20 protein-coding genes are annotated in these 20,327 nt (G+C 35.3%); 14 read left to right on the plus strand and 6 right to left on the minus strand.

The features are described from left to right. The first annotated feature begins 3 nt into the window (after positions 1-3). From ACZ1JT_RS08535 to ACZ1JT_RS08550, 4 genes are all read left to right on the plus strand, one after another. Entirely contained in the window at positions 4-1,272 is a 1,269-nt protein-coding gene (locus ACZ1JT_RS08535; protein ID WP_465093415.1) for a zinc-dependent metalloprotease, read from the plus strand. A 157-nt stretch (positions 1,273-1,429) separates the two neighbouring features. Next, entirely contained in the window at positions 1,430-3,580 is a 2,151-nt protein-coding gene (locus ACZ1JT_RS08540) for a S46 family peptidase (RefSeq protein WP_465093416.1), read from the plus strand. Positions 3,581-3,761: 181 nt separating this feature from the next. Continuing rightward, complete coding sequence (locus ACZ1JT_RS08545; RefSeq protein WP_465093417.1) at positions 3,762-4,445, plus strand: tetratricopeptide repeat protein; 684 nt, start codon at positions 3,762-3,764, stop codon at positions 4,443-4,445. Between the two features lie 18 nt (positions 4,446-4,463). After that, positions 4,464-5,819: a UDP-N-acetylmuramate--L-alanine ligase gene (locus tag ACZ1JT_RS08550; RefSeq protein WP_465093418.1), complete on the plus strand. Its 1,356-nt coding sequence runs from the start codon at positions 4,464-4,466 to the stop codon at positions 5,817-5,819. Here ACZ1JT_RS08550 and ACZ1JT_RS08555 read toward each other — a convergent pair. Next, positions 5,812-6,399, minus strand: a complete 588-nt coding sequence (locus ACZ1JT_RS08555; RefSeq protein ID WP_465093419.1) for a DUF1287 domain-containing protein — start codon at positions 6,397-6,399, stop codon at positions 5,812-5,814. The two genes, ACZ1JT_RS08550 and ACZ1JT_RS08555, sit on opposite strands and share 8 nt — an antisense overlap. Before the next feature lie 49 nt (positions 6,400-6,448). On the opposite strand from ACZ1JT_RS08555, the gene radC reads away from it, so the two are divergent. The 6 genes from radC to ACZ1JT_RS08585 all read left to right on the plus strand — a co-directional run bounded on the left by radC (position 6,449) and on the right by ACZ1JT_RS08585 (position 11,046). Next, positions 6,449-7,141, plus strand: coding sequence for a RadC family protein (radC, locus tag ACZ1JT_RS08560; RefSeq protein ID WP_465093420.1), 693 nt, complete (start codon positions 6,449-6,451; stop codon positions 7,139-7,141). Positions 7,142-7,215: 74 nt separating this feature from the next. Continuing rightward, on the plus strand, positions 7,216-7,845 hold the full coding sequence (locus ACZ1JT_RS08565) for an ABC transporter ATP-binding protein (RefSeq protein ID WP_465093421.1): 630 nt from the start codon (positions 7,216-7,218) through the stop codon (positions 7,843-7,845). Continuing rightward, positions 7,842-9,098: an ABC transporter permease gene (locus tag ACZ1JT_RS08570; RefSeq protein ID WP_465093422.1), complete on the plus strand. Its 1,257-nt coding sequence runs from the start codon at positions 7,842-7,844 to the stop codon at positions 9,096-9,098. The genes ACZ1JT_RS08565 and ACZ1JT_RS08570 overlap by 4 nt, the downstream gene beginning before the upstream one ends. Beyond that, positions 9,091-9,633 (plus strand): hypothetical protein, encoded by a 543-nt coding sequence (locus ACZ1JT_RS08575; protein ID WP_465093423.1) that lies wholly within the window; start codon positions 9,091-9,093, stop codon positions 9,631-9,633. The genes ACZ1JT_RS08570 and ACZ1JT_RS08575 overlap by 8 nt, the downstream gene beginning before the upstream one ends. Positions 9,634-9,652: 19 nt before the next feature. Continuing rightward, positions 9,653-10,342, plus strand: a complete 690-nt coding sequence (locus ACZ1JT_RS08580) for a YjjG family noncanonical pyrimidine nucleotidase (RefSeq protein ID WP_465093424.1) — start codon at positions 9,653-9,655, stop codon at positions 10,340-10,342. Beyond that, complete coding sequence (locus tag ACZ1JT_RS08585) at positions 10,342-11,046, plus strand: hypothetical protein (RefSeq protein ID WP_465093425.1); 705 nt, start codon at positions 10,342-10,344, stop codon at positions 11,044-11,046. Before ACZ1JT_RS08580 ends, ACZ1JT_RS08585 begins: the two co-directional genes overlap by 1 nt. A 21-nt stretch (positions 11,047-11,067) precedes the next feature. Here the strand turns inward: ACZ1JT_RS08585 and ACZ1JT_RS08590 are convergent, their stop codons facing one another. From ACZ1JT_RS08590 to ACZ1JT_RS08600, 3 genes are all read right to left on the minus strand, one after another. Then, positions 11,068-12,345 carry a replication-associated recombination protein A gene (locus tag ACZ1JT_RS08590; RefSeq protein ID WP_465093426.1) on the minus strand — a complete coding sequence of 426 codons (1,278 nt, stop codon included), beginning with the start codon at positions 12,343-12,345 and terminating at the stop codon, positions 11,068-11,070. Positions 12,346-12,433: 88 nt separating this feature from the next. Further along, the gene (gene yiaA, locus ACZ1JT_RS08595; RefSeq protein ID WP_465093427.1) at positions 12,434-12,901 is read right to left on the minus strand and encodes an inner membrane protein YiaA; all 468 of its coding nucleotides are present in this window, start codon (positions 12,899-12,901) and stop codon (positions 12,434-12,436) included. A gap of 84 nt (positions 12,902-12,985) precedes the next feature. Continuing rightward, positions 12,986-13,549, minus strand: a complete 564-nt coding sequence (locus ACZ1JT_RS08600; RefSeq protein WP_465093428.1) for a Crp/Fnr family transcriptional regulator — start codon at positions 13,547-13,549, stop codon at positions 12,986-12,988. 96 nt (positions 13,550-13,645) lie between these two features. On the opposite strand from ACZ1JT_RS08600, the gene ACZ1JT_RS08605 reads away from it, so the two are divergent. Next, positions 13,646-14,458, plus strand: coding sequence for a rhomboid family intramembrane serine protease (locus tag ACZ1JT_RS08605; RefSeq protein WP_465093429.1), 813 nt, complete (start codon positions 13,646-13,648; stop codon positions 14,456-14,458). Between the two features lie 126 nt (positions 14,459-14,584). Here the strand turns inward: ACZ1JT_RS08605 and rlmB are convergent, their stop codons facing one another. Both rlmB and ACZ1JT_RS08615 read right to left on the minus strand, forming a co-directional pair. Continuing rightward, a complete protein-coding gene (rlmB, locus tag ACZ1JT_RS08610; RefSeq protein WP_465093430.1) occupies positions 14,585-15,319 on the minus strand; it encodes a 23S rRNA (guanosine(2251)-2'-O)-methyltransferase RlmB in 735 nt (244 codons plus the stop codon). 114 nt (positions 15,320-15,433) lie between these two features. Next, positions 15,434-17,098 (minus strand): BamA/TamA family outer membrane protein, encoded by a 1,665-nt coding sequence (locus ACZ1JT_RS08615; RefSeq protein ID WP_465093431.1) that lies wholly within the window; start codon positions 17,096-17,098, stop codon positions 15,434-15,436. Positions 17,099-17,279: 181 nt separating this feature from the next. On the opposite strand from ACZ1JT_RS08615, the gene rpsL reads away from it, so the two are divergent. Genes rpsL through fusA form a run of 3 tightly spaced genes read left to right on the plus strand, consistent with a single transcriptional unit; the run spans position 17,280 to position 20,318 of the window. Beyond that, positions 17,280-17,663 carry a 30S ribosomal protein S12 gene (rpsL, locus tag ACZ1JT_RS08620; protein ID WP_026981392.1) on the plus strand — a complete coding sequence of 128 codons (384 nt, stop codon included), beginning with the start codon at positions 17,280-17,282 and terminating at the stop codon, positions 17,661-17,663. Positions 17,664-17,686: 23 nt separating this feature from the next. After that, positions 17,687-18,163 (plus strand): 30S ribosomal protein S7, encoded by a 477-nt coding sequence (gene rpsG, locus ACZ1JT_RS08625; RefSeq protein ID WP_465093432.1) that lies wholly within the window; start codon positions 17,687-17,689, stop codon positions 18,161-18,163. A gap of 10 nt (positions 18,164-18,173) precedes the next feature. After that, entirely contained in the window at positions 18,174-20,318 is a 2,145-nt protein-coding gene (gene fusA / locus ACZ1JT_RS08630) for an elongation factor G (RefSeq protein WP_465093433.1), read from the plus strand. Positions 20,319-20,327: the final 9 nt, after the last annotated feature.

Consider the following 20,327-nt stretch of genomic DNA (forward strand, 5'->3'; position numbering starts at 1 on the left):
CAAATGAAATTTAAATTACTGTTATTAGCTTTTGTTTCGCAGTTGGCGATTGCTCAGCATAGAAACTGTGGCATGCAAGAGCATATGGATAAAATGATGCAAAACCCTGAGTTTAAGCAAAAATATCTTGATAGGCAAGCTCGATTTGAAGTGGAATACCAAAGACTCTTAGAGGAGCAATCAAGACCAAATGCATCTCGTAATCCTAGTGCAACAATAATAATTCCGGTTGCTGTTCATTTTCCGTCAGTTTCAAATGCGAGTAATGCGACGGTTAAAAATTGCTTTAGAGCATTGGCGCAATCGCAAATAGATGTTATTAATGCTGATTATAACGCTGCAAATACAGATATTTCTAACTGGACTTCAGCAAGTCCTTTTTACCCAGGAGTTGTCGTAGGGAATCTTAATGTACAATTTGTTATTGCTACTCAAAACCATCCAGCAGGAACGGGTTTAGTTAACGGTGATATGGCTGTAACTTTCGGAACTGATTTTTTAGGAGGTGTAGATAATGATGCTACTTGGGCAGGATACATGAACTTTGTAGTTCGTGATGAAGGGAATAGTATTTTAGGGTACTCACCTTTAGCAGGTTCGCCAGCTGCTGGTGATACTGTGGTTATGAATACTTTTTGTTTTGGAACGGGTTCAGGTTGTACAGGTTATGTACCGCAATCACCGTTTCATATAGGAAGAACCGTAACTCATGAATTAGGTCACTTCTTTAATTTAGACCATACTTTTGCTTCCACAAGTTGTAATCCAGCTGGAGCAAATTGTGCTACCGAAGGAGATAGAGTTTGTGATACGCCAAGAGTTACTAGTGAATCCTATAATTGTCCAGCTCCAGGTTCTGTTGCGGCATGTGGAACATTAAAATCGTTAACGATGAATTACATGGACTATGTTGATGATCCATGTATGTATATGTTTACTCAGGGTCAGGCGACTAGAGCCGTTGCTTATATGAATACTATTGCAAGTGAGTTTAAACCTAATACTTTGGGAACAAATTCTGTTGCAAAAGAGACTTTTTCTATTTATCCGAATCCAAATAAAGGAAGTTTCTCTATCCATTTTGAAGAAGTGTTAAGTGATTATTCAATTAAAGTAATGGACCAATCCGGACGTGTTGTTTTTGAAAAAGAATATTCGGCAGATGGCAATTTAACACAAGCTGTTAATTTAAGTACTACTGCAACGGGAGTTTATTTTATTACCATTAAGTCGGCTGATTCAGTTGTGACCAAAAAAATGCTTATTCAATAGTAACTAGTAGATATAGTTGGAAAAGCCATTCACTTGTTGAATGGCTTTTTTATTTGAAATATGTTAAAATTTTCTTAACTCAAATTATTTACAAAGCGTAATTTTCAACCATTTGCGAGAAAAAAAGTATATTCGCACCACTAAAAATAAATTTATTATGAAAAAATTACTTTTTTCTTTAATCGCAGCAATTATGCTTGTGCCTGCAAGTGTGAAAGCCGATGAAGGAATGTGGTTTTTAATGTTCATTGAGCGTTTGAATCACAGAGATATGCAAAAAATGGGATTACAGTTAACAGCTGATGAAATTTACAGTATCAATCATCACAGTTTGAAAGATGCGGTTGTTCAGTTTAACGGAGGTTGTACTGCTGAAATCATTTCTAAAGACGGTTTGGTTTTAACAAATCACCACTGTGGATATGACGCTATTGCTGAATTATCATCTGCAGAAAAAAATTACCTAAAAAATGGTTTTTGGGCTAATTCAAGAGCAGAGGAGTTAAAGCCTTCAAGTTTATATGTTCGTTTCTTCGTTCGTATGGACGACTGTTCAAAAAGAATTTTATCGGTTGTAAACGATCAAATGTCTGAAGCAGATCGTGAAAAAGCAATCAATGCTGAAATTGCAAAAATTGAAAAAGAAAATAACGAAGGTGGAAAATACACAGTTTCAGTTCGTTCATTTTTTCAAGGTAATGAATACTACTACTTTGTTTACCAAGATTACAAAGACGTACGTTTAGTAGGTACTCCACCTGAAAGTTTAGGTAAATTTGGTGGTGATACTGATAACTGGGAATGGCCACGTCATACTGCAGATTTCTCTATGTTCCGTGTATATGCTGATGCAAATGGAAACCCGGCAGATTATTCTACAAGCAATGTGCCGTTACAACCAAAACATTATTTACCAGTTAATATTGGTGGTGTAAAAGAAAACGATTTCGCTATGATTTTAGGATATCCAGGTAGAACAAACCGTTGGATGCCAGCGGCTGGAATCGATCAAAATGTGAAATATGCGTATCCTGCATGGGTTGAAGGTTCAAAAACCGGTATGGATGCTATGAAGAAATACATGGATCAAAGTGATGCTTTGAACTTAGTTTATGCGTCTAAATATGCTGGTGTAGCGAACTACTGGAAAAACCGTCAAGGTATGATTGATGCCTTAACTAAATTCGGTACCGCTAAAACGAAAGCGGCTCAAGAGGCTAAATTTAACAAATGGGCTAATAAAAAAGAAAACAAAGCGAAATACGGTAACGTTGTAGCTACTATAAACAATTACTATAAGTTAACAAACGAGAAAGCGCGTCATGATAACTATTTAATGCAATTGTTTAGAAGTAGTGCTTACGGAACTATTTCAAGAAGTTTAGGAAGACAATTGGAGAATTACGCTAAAGCGGATGCTGCAAAAAGAGCTCAAATGGCTCCGGCTATCGAAGAAATGGCTAACGAATTCTTTAAAGAAGTTCATATTCCTGCAGAGAAAGATATTTTAGCGGCTGAATTAAAATTATACGCTACAAAATCTACTGGATATGCTATTGCTCCAGCAGTTGCTGAAATGGCAAAAGCAAACAACAACGACTTTACGAAGTTTGCAAACGCAGCTTTCGATTTAAGTATTTTATCTTCTAAAGAGCGTATTATGGCTTTCTTGGAAGTGCCAAATGAAGCGTTAATTACAAACGATCCGTTAGTGAAATTATCAAACGATTTATTAAACCACTATACTTCAAAATCGGATGAAATTGCAAAAGCACAAAACGATTATGGTGCTGCTTTCCGTAAATTGGTAGAAGGATTACGTGAATCGAAAATTGGAACTATTAAATATCCGGATGCTAACTCAACTTTACGTTTAACTTACGGAAAAGTACGTTCATTGCCAGCGGATAAACGTAACGATGCAAAAGTAAATTATTACACTACTTTAACTGGTCAAGTTAAGAAATACAAAAAAGGTGATGCTGAGTTCGATTTGCCAGCTCGCGTTTTAGAAATGAACAAAAACAAAGATTTCGGACGTTATGCCGATAAAGATGGTTCATTACATGTAAACTTCTTGACAGATAACGATATAACAGGAGGAAACTCAGGTTCGCCAGTATTAAACGGAAAAGGAGAGTTAATTGGTTTGGCTTTCGACGGTAATATCGAAGCTATGGCAGGTGACGTAATCTTTGATACTAAATTACAAAGAACAATCAACGTAGATATTCGTTATGTGTTGTGGGTAATTGAGAATTTCTCAGGTGCTAAACACGTTGTAGACGAAATGACACTTGTGAAATAATTTTTCACACATCAACATACAAGAATCCGGATGCCGTAAGGTATCCGGATTTTTTTTTTGAGCGAATTGTTGGTTGGTTGGTAATCCTTTTTCCCGTGTTTCGCTGTACACGGTGCCGCTTCACCCGGGGCTATTGGATAAATGTCTTTTGTGTTTGAAAGCTTTTCTTTATTTTTGGATCATGAAGTACTTGCTAATACTACTTTTTTTTCCGCTCATGCTGTGGTCGCAATCCGATTTTGAGATGGGTGAATCTTATTTTAATCAAAAAAAGTACGAAGCGGCACAAATTTCTTTTCACAAGTGTTTAAGTCAAAACGAAAAGGAGTATAAAGCCCTTGAATATTTGGGTGATATTGCAGGACATCAAAAAAATTGGGACAAAGCCATTGCATACTATAAAAAGCTAAAACTGCAATTTCCAAATAATGCCAATTACCACTATAAATATGGAGGAGCTTTAGGTATGAAAGCTAAATCTGTGAACAAGTTCAAGGCATTAGGAATGATAGACGATGTCAAAGATGCATTCGAAACCGCAGCACGACTCGATAAAAAACACATTGATACCCGATGGGCTCTTGTCATGTTTTACATAGAATTACCTGGAATTGTTGGAGGCAGTGAAACGAAAGCACAAAATTATGCTAACGAACTTTTGCAGCTTTCTAAAGTTGATGGTTATTTGGCAAAAGGCTATATCGATGTGTATTTCAAACGATACGCTCGAGCAGAAATCAATTTAAAAAAAGCACATGAAATTGGTCAGTCTAAAACCACTTTCGAAACGCTTTATGATTTATATTTGAACAAATTAAAAAATGCCGAAAAAGCCAAAAAACTCAAGGCAGATTTCGATAAATAATAACATACGAATTAATAAATGCGTACACATTTTATAGCTATTGGGGGTGCAGCTATGCATAATTTAGCATTGGCCTTACACAATAAAGGATACCAAGTTACAGGTAGTGATGATGCTATTTTCGAGCCTTCGAAATCAAGATTAGAAAAAAAAGGATTATTGCCCATAGAAATGGGATGGTTTCCTGAAAAAATAACTTCAGATATTGAAGCCATTATTTTAGGGATGCACGCTAAGGCAGACAATCCCGAATTGCTAAAAGCAAAGGAATTAGGACTTAAAATTTATTCGTACCCTGAATTCTTATACGAGCAATCGAAAAACAAAACCCGAGTGGTAATCGGAGGTTCTCACGGAAAAACAACCATCACGTCCATGATTCTGCATGTGATGCACTACCATGGCATCGAAGTAGATTATATGGTGGGGGCGCAGTTGGAAGGTTTCGACACCATGGTGCACCTGATGGAGGAAAACGATTTTATCGTATTGGAAGGAGACGAGTATCTTTCTTCGCCAATAGATAGACGGCCGAAATTCCATTTGTACCAGCCTAATATAGCCTTGATTAGCGGAATTGCGTGGGATCATATTAACGTGTTTCCGACCTATGAAAATTATGTAGAGCAATTCGAAATTTTTATTCAAAAGATTACGAATGGAGGTATTTTAGTATACAATGAAAACGATTCGGAAGTAAAACGCGTGTCAGAAGCAGCAACAAATCCGATTCGTAAAATCGCTTATCATACTCCGGAATATACGGTTGAAAATGGTGTGACGTTGTTAGAAACTCCAGAAGGTCCTATGCCAATTGAGGTGTTTGGTGCGCATAATCTTAATAATTTAGCAGGAGCCAAGTGGATATGCCAAAATATGGGGGTTGATGAAGCCGATTTCTACGAAGCTATTGCCAGTTTTAAAGGGGCATCTAAACGTTTAGAGAAAATTGCTGAAAGCAAAACTAAAGTGGCTTATAAAGACTTTGCGCATTCGCCAAGTAAAGTAGCTGCTACTACGAAAGCGGTTAAAGAACAATATCCAAATCGAACTTTAGTAGCTTGTTTGGAATTGCATACCTATAGTAGTTTGAATGCTGAATTTTTAAAAGAATATGAAGGCGCTCTAGATAATGCCGATGTGGCTGTAGTTTTTTATTCGCCAGATGCAGTAAAAATCAAACAATTGGAAGAAGTAACCTACGAACAAATTGCACAGTCGTTTAAGCGAAACGATTTGGTTATTTATACGAATCCTGAAGAATTTAAAAATTTCTTGTTTAACAGAAATTTGGAAAATTCGGCTTTGCTGTTAATGAGTTCCGGAAATTACGGAGGCTTGAATTTTGATGAAGTTAAAAATCTAATTAGTTAGCATATTTATAATGCCCAACGATTTTATAAGAGAATAAACAATCTTCTAAAACTTGGCCATCACCAACATTATGAACAATCATCGGTCGTTTTCCGTCCGATGATTTTTTGTTTGTAATAATACCAATATGAGGCAGTTTGTCTCCAATCATCCAGGTTACAATTTCCCCAGTTTTATAATCTTTTGGGTTTTCTGAAATTGACAATTGTGTGCCTTTGCGACTAAAAAATACTTCAAGATTTGGTACTCTTCGATGATCAATATTTGTATCGGTTTTTTTCAAACCCCATTTTTTCAGGTTGGGATATTTCGAAAAATTGGCCTTCATGTCTTCGTGAACTTCTTTCTGTAAATCAATACCTAATTTTCGGTATGCTCGAATTACTACATCTGTACAAACACCTTTGTTTTTAGGAACATCTCCATTAGGGTAAGGTATTGCTATATAGGCTGGATCGTAAGTTACCTTGTCTTTGGTTAAAGAGATAGCCGCATTGGATAACTTAGTATAAAAATCATTTTCAACAGTATTGTAACTGCTTAAAAGTAAGAAAAAAGCTAAATATTGTAAAACTTTCATATCTTCGTTTTTTGTATTAACGCCGAAATTATAATTTTAAGTATGCGCCATGGAAAAAACAAATTTTGCTATAAAATACTGGGCTGAAGATGATAAACCCCGTGAAAAGTTGATGTTGAAAGGCAAGGGTGTGTTAAGTGATGCAGAATTAATAGCAATTTTAATTGGGTCAGGTAATCGTAATGAAAGTGCTGTCGAACTTTCCAAACGAATCCTAGCTTCTGTAGATAACAATTTGAATGTTCTCGGGAAATTATCGGTGAAACAATTAATGCATTTTAAAGGAATTGGAGAAGCAAAAGCTATTTCTATTGTTGCAGCTGCCGAACTTGGGAGAAGAAGAAAGTCTGAAGAGGCTATTGAATTGTCTAAAATCACATCCAGTAAAATGGTTTTTCAGATTATGCAGCCTTTAATTGGAGAATTGGGTCATGAAGAGTTTTGGGTGCTTTATTTGAACAACTCGAATAAGGTAATTTACAAAGCGCAAATTAGTAAAGGAGGAATTACTGGGACCGTTGTTGATACACGTATCATATTCAAAATAGCACTCGAACATAATGCAACTTCATTGATATTGATACACAACCATCCTTCTGGGACTTTAATTGCCAGTGAAGCAGATAAACAAATTACTCAGAAACTTAAAGAAGCTGGAAAACACCTCGATATTCCGGTTCTAGATCATGTGATTATTACAGAAAAATGTTATTTCAGTTTTGCCGATGAAGGAATTTTATAGATTAAGACTTCTTTACGATTTTATTCGTTTTCAATTTACTAAATTGCAGGCTCTAGTTTTATGTAAAATTTAGAATGATTCAGACCAAAAACATCACTTTTTCGTATAACTCGAAAATAGTTTTTAATTTCCCGGATATAAGCTGTCAGGAAGGAGAGACTTTTCTCATTACTGGTGGTTCTGGAAAAGGGAAAACAACACTGTTGCATATTTTAGGAGGGTTATTGCGCACCGATTCTGGTGAAGTACTCATAAATAGTACCAATATAGAGTCGTTTAGCGAAAAAAAACTGGATCACTTTAGAGGAAAAAATATTGGGTTAGTACTTCAAGAAAATCATTTTATTGATGCTTTTACAGTTTTGGAAAATGTAGAAATGGCATCTTGGCTCGCTACAGGTAAAGCAAAAAAAGAAAAAGCAATTTCATTACTGGAGCATTTAAATCTGTCATCTCATCTGCATAAACTTCCTTCACAACTTAGTGTTGGGCAGCAACAACGTGTTTCTATTGCTCGTGCTCTTATTAATGAACCTAAAGTTGTACTGGCTGATGAGCCAACTTCTAGTTTGGACGACGAAAATGCTATGAAAGTGGCTGATTTGCTTGAAAAAATTGCGAAAGAATACAATACTGCATTAATAGTGGTAACACATGATTCCAGATTAAAAGAACGATTTTCGAATCAAATTGCATTGTTATGATAGCAAAGTTAGCATGGAGAAATACATGGTTTAAACCTCTGAGTACTATATTGAGCATCATTTTATTGATGTCTAGTGTGGCGATTATTACGGTGCTTATTTTGCTTCAAAAACAATTTGAAGAACAGTTTTCCAGTAATGCAGACGATATCGATTTAGTGCTTGGTGCAAAAGGGAGTCCGTTGCAATTGATTCTGTCGTCAGTATATCAAGTAGATGCACCAACAGGAAATATAGACTATGCTGAAGCTAAAACCTGGATGCAAAATCCGTTTGTAAAGTCCGCTATACCTTTGGCTTATGGGGATAATTATTTGGGATTTAAAATTGTAGGAACAACACCAGAGTATTTAACGAAATTTGGTGGTAAACTAGAGCAAGGTTCAGTTTTTAAACAAACCTATGATGTAGTTGCCGGGTATGAAGTAGCTCGAAAACTGAGTTTAAAAGTAGGAGACAGTTTTTATGGGTCACATGGTGATGCTAAAGAAGGTGAAAAACATGAACAAGCGGCTTATAAAGTTGTTGGAATTGCTTCTAAAACCGGTAAAGTAGTAGATAATTTGTTTTTATGTACCATTCAAAGTGTATGGGCCATCCATGAAACTCACGACCATGAAGGCGGGGTTCATCCTCATGGAGAATCCGAGCACAGTCACATTGCAGGAGACGAAATTGCCACTAGCGTAGATTCGACTTTAGTTGATAAAGAAATTACTTCAGTCCTTATTAAATTCAGAAATAAAATGGGAATTGTGTTGTGGCCAAGAATGATAGCGCAAAACACAAAAATGCAAGCCGCTTCACCAGCTATTGAAATTAATAGGTTGTTTACACTATTTGGAATTGGTTTGGATGCCTTGACCTATTTAGCCTATGGGATTATGCTTATTTCGGGAGTGAGTATTTTTATAGCACTGTTTAATACCTTAAAAGAGCGTCAATATGAATTTGCTTTGCTTCGTGTTAATGGCGCAACAAGGCTTCAATTACTTTCTTTAGTTCTTATTGAAAGCTTAATTTTATGTGTTTTAGGATTCCTTTTTGGAACGATTCTTGGTAGAATAGCCTTGACATTTATATCGAACTCGTCGGATGAAGAATTTAAAATTGCGTTCAATCCAATGGAGTTTGTTTGGCAAAAAGAAGGTTTGCTTTTTATTGTAACAATAGGAGTGGGTGTTTTAGCTGCTGTAATTCCAGCTGTTAAAGCTTACTTTTTAAATATTTCTAAAGTTTTAGCTAATGCGTAAAAAAGATTTTTTCATTGTAGTTTTAGTAATGTTGGTTCTTGGGTTAGAATTTTTCTATTCTCCAAAAGATAAAAGTATAAAGTCAAATTTCTCATCGGAACAAAATCTTCAAACTGCAGGTTTTAATTTTACAATGGTAAGACCTCTTCCGGTTTTGGCTTCCGATACATTAACTTGGAAATTACTTGGCGACATTAATTTTGTTAAAAAGAAAGACAAAGTGTATGGGGAAGTACTTTTTCCGGTAGTCAATATGAAACTTAAAACCAAACAAAAAAAGCGTGTGGTTATGAGTGGCTTTATTGTTCCAATAGACAATAAAACGTATGCACTAAGTAAAAACGTTTTTGCATCATGTTTCTTTTGTGGTAAATCGGGTCCGGAAACTATAGCCGGAATTAAGTTTAAAGGCGATACACCAAAATTGAGAACAGATCAATATGTAACAATTGAAGGCTATTTTCGTTTTAACGATACCAATGTTGACGATTGGATTTATCACATTGAAGATGCGGTTATTGTAAAAGGAAATTAAAACTTGAGTGCTAGTATAGATGAAGTTTGCCAATAAGAAAGATATTTTTTTTGATCTGGATCATACCTTGTGGGATTTTGAACGTAACTCCGCATTAACTTTCGAAATGATTTTCGATAAACATCTAATTCCAGTGAAATTGGATGATTTCCTAAAGTATTATGTGCCAATCAACTTAAAATATTGGGCATTATACCGTGAAGAAAAAATCAATCATATTGAATTGCGCTATATTCGATTAAAGGAAACCTTTGACATGATTTCGTTTAAAATCGAAAACGAAACAATAAATTTAATTTCTGAAGAATACATCAAGTATCTCCCGACATTTAATCATTTGTTTGACGATACTATTGAGGTGTTAGATTATTTAAAACCAAAGTACAACCTACACATTATTACAAATGGATTTAAAGCTGTTCAAGATGGAAAATTAAAAAATTCTAAAATTGAACATTATTTTTCTACGGTTACGAATTCAGAAAATGCTGGTGTAAAGAAACCAAATCCTAAAATTTTTAAATTTGCACTGGATTTGGCAAAAGCAGAACTAGAAACCAGTTTGATGATTGGTGATAGTTTGGAAGCCGATATGGAAGGTGCTAGAAATATTGGCTTAGATGCCTTGTTTTTTAATGAAAGTAAGACCAATTTAAAACACGATTTTCCCCAAATCCATTATTTAAGAGAATTAAAAGAAATATTATAATGAGAAAAATTTTTAGCCTTTTGGTTTTGTTATTTGTGAGTTCTGTTTTTTCACAACATGTGAGTGATTATAAGTATATAATTGTTCCAACAAAATTCAGTTTTCTTAAAAAGGATAACCAGTATAATTTGAATGCCTTGACTAAAATGGTTCTTGAAAAGCAAGGGTATGAAGTGTATTATGAAAACGATGTTTTGCCTCAAGAAGTAGCTGAAAATCGTTGTAATGCTTTATATGCTGAGATGGTTGAAAACAATACTCTTTTTTTGACTAAAATTAAGCTAGAATTAAAGGACTGTAAAAATCAAACTGTATTTATTTCCGATCAAGGGACAAGCCGTGAAAAAGAATTTGAAAAAGCATACATACAAGCGTTTCGCGGTGTAGGGAAATCAATTCAGTTAATTAAAAGTCAACCAAAAGAGGTTGTAATGTCGTCAGAAAAGAAAGAAGTGGTTTCAGCTGTTCAAGTTAATTCTACCATTTCAACAATACTCTATGCACAGCCTACAAGCACAGGTTATCAATTGGTTGATACAACACCTAAAACTATCATGAAGTTATACAAAACAACCACCAGTAATGTGTATATAGGTCAAAAAGAAGGAATCCAGGGCGTTGTTGTAAATAAAAATAACGAATGGTTTTTTGAGTATTATTCCAACGATAAACTTACCACTGAAAAGTTGGAGATTAAGTTTTAAACGGCCAATTTCTACCGTTACTTAATATCCATATTTGTCTTCCCAACGATTTTTTAAAAATTGGCGTAATTCTTTTTCACGAGCATTATTTCCCGGGTCGTAAAAAGCCGTGTTGGAAATTTCATCAGGCAAGTATTCCTGAGGCGCAAAATTGTTGGCGAAATCATGCGAATATTGATATTCATCACCATAACCTAATTCTTTCATAAGTTTTGTAGGTGCATTTCGCAAATGAAGAGGTACAGGTAGGTCTCCAGTTTGTTTTACTATTTGTTGTGCTTTACCAATAGCCATATAACTTGCATTGCTTTTTGCGGAAGTTGCTAAATAAATGGCACATTGGCTTAAAATAATCCTACTTTCCGGGTATCCAATGGTAGTAACGGCTTGAAAAGTATTGTTTGCCATAATTAAAGCAGTTGGATTGGCATTTCCAATATCTTCGGAAGCTAATATCAACATTCTACGAGCGATGAATTTAACATCTTCACCACCTTCAATCATTCTAGCTAACCAATATACAGCACCATTGGGGTCACTGCCTCGAATAGATTTGATAAAAGCGGATACAATATCGTAATGTTGTTCTCCGGTTTTGTCGTAAAGTACCGTGTTTTTTTGAACCAACTGCATTACTTTGTCATTGGTGATTTCGATAGCGTCCGATTCCGAAGCGTTAATAATCAACTCAAAAATGTTAAGTAATTTTCGACCGTCGCCGCCAGAAAGTCGTAATAGTGCTTCAGTTTCTTTTAATTGAATATCTTTTGTTTTTAAAATCGCATCGGTTTCAATGGCGCGATGTAATAAGGCTTCTAAATCCTCTTTTGTAAAAGCATTCAAAATATATACCTGACATCTTGACAATAGTGCCGGAATTACCTCGAAACTCGGATTTTCGGTAGTAGCACCAATTAAAGTTACCCAGCCTTTTTCAACCGCTGCTAATAATGAATCTTGTTGCGATTTACTGAAACGGTGAATCTCATCAATAAACAAAATAGGATTTTTTGCCGTAAATAAACCGCCACTTTGTTTTGCTTTGTCAATTACATCACGGATGTCTTTTACCCCCGAATTAATAGCACTAAGTGTGTAAAACGGTCGCTTACTTTCTTGTGCCATTATCTGAGCTAATGTTGTCTTTCCGGTTCCTGGAGGCCCCCATAAAATAAGCGATGGGATAATTCCGCGTGAAATTTGATGGGTTAATGAACCGCTTGGACCAACAAGGTGCAACTGACTAATATATTCCGATAAATGCTGAGGCCGGATGCGTTCGGCTAAAGGTGCTTCCATAGCAGTAAAATTACTTTTTTTAATTTCTATCTAAAAGAAAAGGTTTGAAAAATTAATTCCAAACCTTCTTAATTATTTCATCGAAAAATTAACAGCCTTTCATTGTGCTGTTCGCTAACAATAAATCGCGTGTATTCTTTTGGACAGCAATAGCTGAAAATAAACTAAGTAAATACGACATGCCATAAAAACCTTTTTCGCTTAATTCTAAATCTGCATTCCATAGACCAATAACCAATAGTACAATTGAAGCAATAGTGGTAAACCAACTCATTCCATAATACATGTCGGTAACCGGAATTCCTTCGGCTCTGTCTCGCACCGATTTTTGAACAGAAATTACCGAGAAAAGTCCGAAAAGTAAAATGGTAAAATAATATCCTTTTTCGTTAAGTTGCATTTGCGCATTCCAAAGGCCTATGCAGTATGCAATCATGCCGGTTAATAGCGTGAACCATGAAGCGCCTATAAAAGCATTTGTGGGTTTTGATAGTAATATTTTCTCTGTTGTTTTCGAAAATGGTACTTCTGAACTGTTTGATTGATTTGTTTCCATAATTGTTGTTTTTAATTTCAGAATCAAAGAAAGTTAGAAGCGAATAGCAAAACAATGAACTTCGGTTAACAAATTCGAATGTGATTATAATTTTGCACGAATCCTGCTCAATGCTTGTGGTGTAATACCTATATAGGAAGCAAGATATTTTTGAGGGATCTTTTGAATAAGATTTTGCTGTTCTTTAAAAAGATTTAAGTAGCGTTCTGTTGGTGAATCTTTCATGAAACTGAGTTCGCGTTTCGATTTATATCTGAAAAATTCTTCAGCAAAAATTCTCCCAATTGATTCTCCACAAGTTGTATTGGTGTATATTTCTTGCAGATCTTGTCCGGTTATGTAAATTACTTTCGATTTCGTTAGACTTTGAATGCTGGCAACACTTGGAGTTTGAGTTAAAAACGAAGAATAACTGCTGATGAATTCATTAGGAAAACCAAAATCGGAGGTTACGTCTTTTTCAGGAAGTTCAATAAAAATGCGAAAAACGCCTTCTAAAATGAAATAGATATTTTGTTCAACCATGTTTGTGATAGTAAGGAACTCTTTCTTTTTGAGTTCTCTAACTTGTATTCTTGAAGTGATGAAATTCCAATCGTTTTGAGAAATTTCAACCTTTTCTTTTAAAACATTTAGAAGTTTTTCCATTGCTGAACTTTAAAGGTTAAAAGTAAGTATCAAATTGAAAACATGACAAAAAAGCACTTAATTTTTTTTGGTGTTATATTTGAGAAGTAAGTAACGATGAATAAAAGTATAGAAGAACATCCGTTTAAATTTTCACTTTCGGTTATTGTATTGCCGTTATTGTTTTTACTAGCAATATGGGCAGTATTTTGGTTTGAAGTTCGTTTTAACGTGAGTTTGTATGATTATGGTATTTATCCGCGTACTTTTTCAGGATTGAAAGGTGTGGTTTTTAGTCCGTTTTTGCATGGCGATATTCAGCACATATACAACAATTCAATCCCTCTTTTTTTTCTTATCATGGCTTTGCGCTATTTTTATAGAGAACAGAGTTTGCAAGTCTTGGTTTGGGGTATTTTACTTTCTGGTTTCGGTACTTGGCTTATTGGTCGCGAAAGTATCCATATAGGGGCTAGCGGATTGATTTATGTTTTGGTTAGCTTCATGTTTTTTAAAGGTGTACAGTCGGGCTATTACCGATTGATTGCACTATCTCTTACTATAGTGGTTTTGTATGGAGGAATGGTTTGGTATGTTTTTCCAAGTGCAGAGCAAAATATTTCATGGGAAGGACATTTAGCAGGATTTATTTCTGGGTTTTTATTGTCGTATTTTGTTAAAACTCAAGATTATCAAAAACCTATAAAATATGATTGGGAAAAGCCTGATTTTGATCCTTCTCAAGATCCATTTATGAAGCATTTTGACGAAAATGGGAATTTTGTGCCAACACCAAAGTCGGAACCAATTCAAGAACAGTTTTCGTATTTTATTTCCAATTTACCAGTGCTTTATTCGCTAAAAAAATCTGAAGATGCAAATGGAATGCCAACGAGCTCTGAAAGCACAGAAACCTCCGAAAAAGAGTAAAGCGCTTAATGCTGTTTCCTGTAACAAATACTACGATAAAGTAATGTGAGTGCATTAGCTTTATCCTGCAAATAAAAAAGTCCGAAGCATTAACTGTTCCGGACTTTATAATTTTATGGCTGTATATTAACTACGCTGTCTTACAGTTTCATATAAAAAAGCACCACAAGCTACCGATACATTAAGTGATCCGATTGTTCCAAACATTGGTAGTTTGGCTTTTTCGTCTACAATTTTTAAAACCGATGGATTCACACCACGATCTTCGCTACCCATAATAATGGCGACAGGTTGGCTAAAGTCGATGTCGTAAATATTGGAGTCGGTTTTTTCAGTAGCAGCTACCGTTTTAATTCCGGAGCCTTGCAAATAAAAAATGGCATCTTTAATGTGGTCTACTTTGCAAATGGGAACATTGAAAACAGCTCCCGCAGAGGTTTTAACGGTATCTCCATTAACAGGGGCAGAGCCTTGTTTTTGAATAATGATTCCGTTTACTCCAGTACATTCTGCTGTACGTATAATAGCACCAAAATTTCGAGCATCGGATAGTTGATCTAAAATTAGAAACAAAGGAGTTGTGCCACTTTCGATTACGTTTTCAACCATAGTTTCTAGTGCAACAAACGAAATAGGGGCAATACTTGCTACTGCGCCTTGATGGTTGTTGTGGGTTAATCGGTTTAATTTTTCAACAGGAACATATGAGAAATTGATGTTGTTTTTTTTCATCGTTTTCATCAATTCCTGCATCAAATCACCTTGAGCGTCTTTTTGAATAAAAACTTTATCAATCTCCTTTCCGGCATGAATTGCTTCAATAATTGCGCGTATTCCAAATATTTGGTGTTCTTTTTCCATGGGGCAAAGATAGTGATTTAGATTATTTAGACTACTTGGATTTTTAGATTTCTAAAGTGAATGGCTTTTTAGGTTTAATCATCTAAACGGTCTGAGTTGTCTAAAATGTCTTTCTTAAAAATTAGTTTTAAAACTGATGTGGACAATAGAGTTAGAGAGTTTAATCGCTTGTTCGCTGGTTGTTCCGTTGGCGTATATTAAATTGAATAAACCATTTTTAGTAAATAACCCAAAACCGAAACCAAGTCCAAGAAGATTGTCTTTCAAGTTTGAGGTTTTGTCTTGAAAATAGCCATAATCAGTAATGGTGTGTATGTACATTCCAGGTGTTAATTGATATCGGTATTCGGTCATTATGCTGGAAAATAAATTGGCTTGTAAACTGTTTTCAACAAAACCCCGAATAGAATTGATTCCGCCAAAACGATACAATTCATTAATAATGTAATCATCGCTTTGAAGGTAAAAGTTTTGTGTTTTTAAAGCTATGCTGTTCTTGGGGTTTAAGTAAAAATTGTGATGAGCATTAAGTTGACCGAAGTACTGATTTAATGTTTCTGTTTTTGTTTGCCGAGTGCCAAGACCGAATTTTATAAAAAGACTAGTGCGCTCTCGGAAAAAGAAGTCGCTAGTATTGAAGTCGAAGTATTCATAAGAGCTAGTCCAAAAGGAGTTGGAAAAATTTCGGATTGTACTTGTGTTGCTTTTTTGAATATCTACAGATTGAGAAGATTGATGACCGACAAATAATTTCGAGTTATATCGGAAATAATAACCTAGATTTAAATCGGTTGTTGTGTTTTGAAACGTACTGTCCTGTTTGAATATTTTTAAATCAGCTTTAATACCCAGCGGAGTTTTGAATAAGTACGGGAGTTCGGTTCCAATATTGAAAGTGGTTTGTTTTTTTCCATCGCTCTTCCAGTATAAGAAAAATTTCTCACCAGTATTTAAAGGGTTTATTAATGATAAATCCAAATAGCCATTAAATCGGATTCCACTATTTTCATCGTTGGCAAAACCAACAAAACCATCAAATCGATTTGCCTTTGTTTTTTCTAAATACAAGTACACTTTAGTGCTGTCTTTTGTGAATAGAATTTCTGGAGCCTTTATAGAATTAACAAAAGGGAGTGACTCAAAATCCGAATTAAGTTGTGCTAGATTTTTTTGGTTAAAGATTTGTTTTTTGTATTGTTTGGTAATGTTTTTGCGAATACCGGCAGGGAATTTTGTGTAACCAACAATAACAATATCATTTAAACTTCGTTTTTTTTCAGTCTTTATTTTTAACTCAGCTAGAAGTCGTCCTTTGTCTTTTTTGTGGTTGATGAGTTGTAGTTCACTCAAGGAATACCCTTTTTGTTCCAGTTTGTTTAAATTAAGATTCATGAAGCCTTCCACTTCAGAGGAAAGAAGCTTCAAGGTGTCTGAAGTAAATTCTAATATTTTTTTTTCTTCATCTGAAATCCTACCTATATATATATGTATGTATTTTGTTTTGTTGCCAACCGCATACCGAAACAAAAAGGTGCTGTCGTTTGTTTTTTGCTGCAGTACTAATTGAGTTTCCAAATATCCTTTTTGCAACAGTGAGTTTTTTAGCGATGTGTTTTCGTCAAGTATGGATTTCGGGGTTTCGTGAGTTTTTTTGTAGCCAATACTGTCGATGATTTTGGTTTCTTCGGTTGAACTGCCTTCAATTTTTAAATAAAATTGTTGCCCTTTCGCAGAAAAGCAAGTCGTTATTATAAATAAAATGAGAAACCAATTTTTCAAGTTGTTGAATCTTTCGGTAAAAATAACGTAAAAATCCGTTTTTAAATATGGGTTTTTCGTGGAATGTATAATTGTATTGAAAATTAAATAATTAAGGTTTGGATTGTAAAAAATAATTCCTACATTTGCAGCCCCGAAAAGTGTCGGGATTAAATAACGTTAGTAATTTTTATTAAACATTATGCCAACAATTCAACAATTAGTAAGAACAGGGAGAGCCCAAGTAACTAAGAAGAGTAAATCGGCTGCTTTAGATTCTTGTCCTCAAAGAAGAGGGGTTTGTACGCGTGTTTACACTACTACACCTAAAAAACCAAACTCTGCAATGCGTAAAGTTGCGCGTGTACGTTTGACAAATGGTAATGAAGTGAATGCTTACATCCCAGGAGAAGGACACAATCTACAAGAGCACTCGATAGTATTAGTTAGAGGCGGAAGGGTAAAAGATTTACCAGGTGTTAGATACCACATTGTACGTGGTGCTTTGGATACTGCCGGTGTTAACGGTAGAACTCAAAGAAGATCTAAATATGGTGCTAAGAGACCTAAAGACGCTAAAAAGTAATTTTTAACTTTTAAGAAAAAGACATGAGAAAAAGACAGGCCAAAAAAAGACCTCTTTTACCAGATCCGAAATTTAACGATCAGTTAGTAACACGTTTTGTAAACAACTTAATGTGGGATGGTAAAAAATCGACTGCTTTTGCAGTATTCTACGATGCATTAGATATCGTTGAAGCTAAAAAGCAAGATGCTGAGAAATCTGCTTTAGAAATTTGGAAAGATGCCTTAACTAATGTAATGCCTCACGTAGAAGTTCGTTCTCGTCGTGTAGGTGGAGCTACATTCCAAATTCCAATGCAAATTCGTCCAGATAGAAAAATTTCATATTCTATGAAATGGATGATTCTTTATGCAAGAAAAAGAAATGAGAAATCTATGGCTGCAAAATTAGCTTCTGAAATTTTAGCTGCGGCTAAAGAAGAAGGTGCAGCTGTTAAGAAAAGAATGGATACTCATAAAATGGCAGAAGCTAACAAAGCATTCTCTCACTTTAGATTTTAATTCGTAAGAAATGGCTAGAGATTTAAAATTCACAAGAAATATAGGTATTGCTGCTCACATTGATGCTGGTAAAACAACAACAACTGAGCGTATTTTATTTTATACTGGAAAGTCACACAAAATTGGTGAGGTACACGATGGTGCTGCAACAATGGACTGGATGGCACAAGAGCAAGAAAGAGGTATTACAATTACTTCTGCTGCTACAACTTGTACCTGGAATTTCCCAACTGATCAAGGTAAAAATACTCCAGATTCAAAACCATATCACTTTAATATTATCGATACTCCGGGACACGTTGACTTTACAGTTGAGGTTAACCGTTCGTTACGTGTATTAGATGGTTTAGTGTTCTTGTTCTCTGCAGTTGATGGTGTTGAGCCTCAATCTGAGACAAACTGGAGACTTGCAGATCAGTATCGCGTTCCTCGTATGGGGTTCGTAAACAAAATGGACCGTCAAGGTTCTAACTTCTTAGCGGTTTGCCAACAAGTAAGAGATATGTTAAAATCTAATGCTGTGGCAATCACATTACCAATTGGTGAGGAGCAAGATTTTAAAGGTGTAGTTGACTTAGTGAAAAATCAAGCTATTGTATGGCATGATGAAACACAAGGGGCTACTTTCGATATTATCGATATTCCTGCTGACATGGTTGATGAGGTTAAGGAATACCGTTCTAAATTAATTGAAGAAATTGCATCTTACGATGAAAACTTATTAGATAAGTACATGGAAGATGAAAATTCAATTACTGAAGACGAAATCAACAATGCATTACGTGCTGCTACAATTGATATGGCTATTATTCCAATGTTATGTGGATCTTCATTCAAAAACAAAGGAGTTCAGTTCATGTTAGATGCAGTTTGTAAATATTTACCGTCTCCTTTAGATAAAGAAGGTATCGAAGGTATTCATCCTGATGATGCTGATTTGTTAGAAGAAGATCAAACTAAAATCTTACGTCGTCCAGATGTAAAAGAGCCTTTCGCGGCTTTAGCATTTAAAATTGCTACTGACCCTTATGTTGGTCGTTTAGCGTTCTTCCGTGCTTATTCTGGTCGTTTAGATGCAGGTTCTTATATCTTGAATACACGTTCAGGAAACAAAGAGCGTATTTCTCGTATCTACCAAATGCACGCTAACAAGCAAAACCCAATCGAATATATCGAGGCAGGTGATATTGGAGCGGCTGTTGGATTTAAAGATATCAAGACTGGAGATACAATGTGTGATGAAAAACACCCAATCATTCTTGAGTCTATGAAATTCCCTGATCCGGTAATCGGTATCGCGATCGAGCCTAAAACAAAAGCTGACGTAGATAAAATGGGTATGGCTTTGGCTAAATTAGCTGAGGAAGATCCAACGTTTACAGTTAGAACTGATGAGGCTTCAGGTCAAACGATTATTTCAGGTATGGGTGAGCTTCACTTAGATATCTTAGTAGATCGTATGAGACGTGAATTCAAAGTTGAGGTTAACCAAGGTGAGCCGCAAGTAGAATACAAAGAGGCGTTTACTAAATCTGCTCAACATAGAGAAGTGTATAAAAAACAATCAGGTGGACGTGGTAAATTCGGGGATATCGTTTTCCGTTTAGAGCCTGCTGAAGCTGGAACTGTTGGTTTACAATTCGTAAATGAGGTAAAAGGTGGTAACGTTCCTAAAGAATATATACCAGCTGTTGAAAAAGGTTTCAAAGAAGCTATGAAACAAGGTCCTTTAGCAGGATATGTTGTGGATAGTTTGAAAGTTACTTTATTGGATGGTTCATACCACCCTGTGGATTCGGATGCATTATCATTTGAATTGGCTGCTAAAATGGGTTACAAAGAAGTGGCTAAAGCTGCTGGAGCTGTAATCTTAGAGCCAATCATGAAAATTGAGGTAATTACTCCAGAAGAAAATATGGGTGATATCGTAGGTGACTTAAACCGTCGTAGAGGTCAAGTAAACGATATGGGTGATAGAAATGGTGCTAAAACTATTAAAGCAAATGTGCCACTTTCTGAAATGTTTGGTTATGTAACTACATTAAGAACATTGTCATCAGGTCGTGCTACTTCTACAATGGAATTCTCACACTATGAGCAAACTCCATCGAATATTTCAGATGAAGTAATTAAAAAAGCAAAAGGTAACGCTTAATTTTTATCA

The organism is Flavobacterium sp. IC2-16, assembly GCF_055521455.1.

Bases quoted from the DNA above. Each gene is read 5' to 3' on its own strand.
- ACZ1JT_RS08535 (WP_465093415.1), top strand. From the start codon at position 4: ATGAAATTTAAATTACTGTTATTAGCTTTTGTTTCGCAGTTGGCGATT.
- ACZ1JT_RS08540 (WP_465093416.1), top strand. From the start codon at position 1,430: ATGAAAAAATTACTTTTTTCTTTAATCGCAGCAATTATGCTTGTGCCT.
- ACZ1JT_RS08545 (WP_465093417.1), top strand. From the start codon at position 3,762: ATGAAGTACTTGCTAATACTACTTTTTTTTCCGCTCATGCTGTGGTCG.
- ACZ1JT_RS08550 (WP_465093418.1), top strand. From the start codon at position 4,464: ATGCGTACACATTTTATAGCTATTGGGGGTGCAGCTATGCATAATTTA.
- ACZ1JT_RS08555 (WP_465093419.1), bottom strand. From the start codon at position 6,399: ATGAAAGTTTTACAATATTTAGCTTTTTTCTTACTTTTAAGCAGTTAC.
- radC (WP_465093420.1), top strand. From the start codon at position 6,449: ATGGAAAAAACAAATTTTGCTATAAAATACTGGGCTGAAGATGATAAA.
- ACZ1JT_RS08565 (WP_465093421.1), top strand. From the start codon at position 7,216: ATGATTCAGACCAAAAACATCACTTTTTCGTATAACTCGAAAATAGTT.
- ACZ1JT_RS08570 (WP_465093422.1), top strand. From the start codon at position 7,842: ATGATAGCAAAGTTAGCATGGAGAAATACATGGTTTAAACCTCTGAGT.
- ACZ1JT_RS08575 (WP_465093423.1), top strand. From the start codon at position 9,091: ATGCGTAAAAAAGATTTTTTCATTGTAGTTTTAGTAATGTTGGTTCTT.
- ACZ1JT_RS08580 (WP_465093424.1), top strand. From the start codon at position 9,653: ATGAAGTTTGCCAATAAGAAAGATATTTTTTTTGATCTGGATCATACC.
- ACZ1JT_RS08585 (WP_465093425.1), top strand. From the start codon at position 10,342: ATGAGAAAAATTTTTAGCCTTTTGGTTTTGTTATTTGTGAGTTCTGTT.
- ACZ1JT_RS08590 (WP_465093426.1), bottom strand. From the start codon at position 12,345: ATGGAAGCACCTTTAGCCGAACGCATCCGGCCTCAGCATTTATCGGAA.
- yiaA (WP_465093427.1), bottom strand. From the start codon at position 12,901: ATGGAAACAAATCAATCAAACAGTTCAGAAGTACCATTTTCGAAAACA.
- ACZ1JT_RS08600 (WP_465093428.1), bottom strand. From the start codon at position 13,549: ATGGAAAAACTTCTAAATGTTTTAAAAGAAAAGGTTGAAATTTCTCAA.
- ACZ1JT_RS08605 (WP_465093429.1), top strand. From the start codon at position 13,646: ATGAATAAAAGTATAGAAGAACATCCGTTTAAATTTTCACTTTCGGTT.
- rlmB (WP_465093430.1), bottom strand. From the start codon at position 15,319: ATGGAAAAAGAACACCAAATATTTGGAATACGCGCAATTATTGAAGCA.
- rpsL (WP_026981392.1), top strand. From the start codon at position 17,280: ATGCCAACAATTCAACAATTAGTAAGAACAGGGAGAGCCCAAGTAACT.
- rpsG (WP_465093432.1), top strand. From the start codon at position 17,687: ATGAGAAAAAGACAGGCCAAAAAAAGACCTCTTTTACCAGATCCGAAA.
- fusA (WP_465093433.1), top strand. From the start codon at position 18,174: ATGGCTAGAGATTTAAAATTCACAAGAAATATAGGTATTGCTGCTCAC.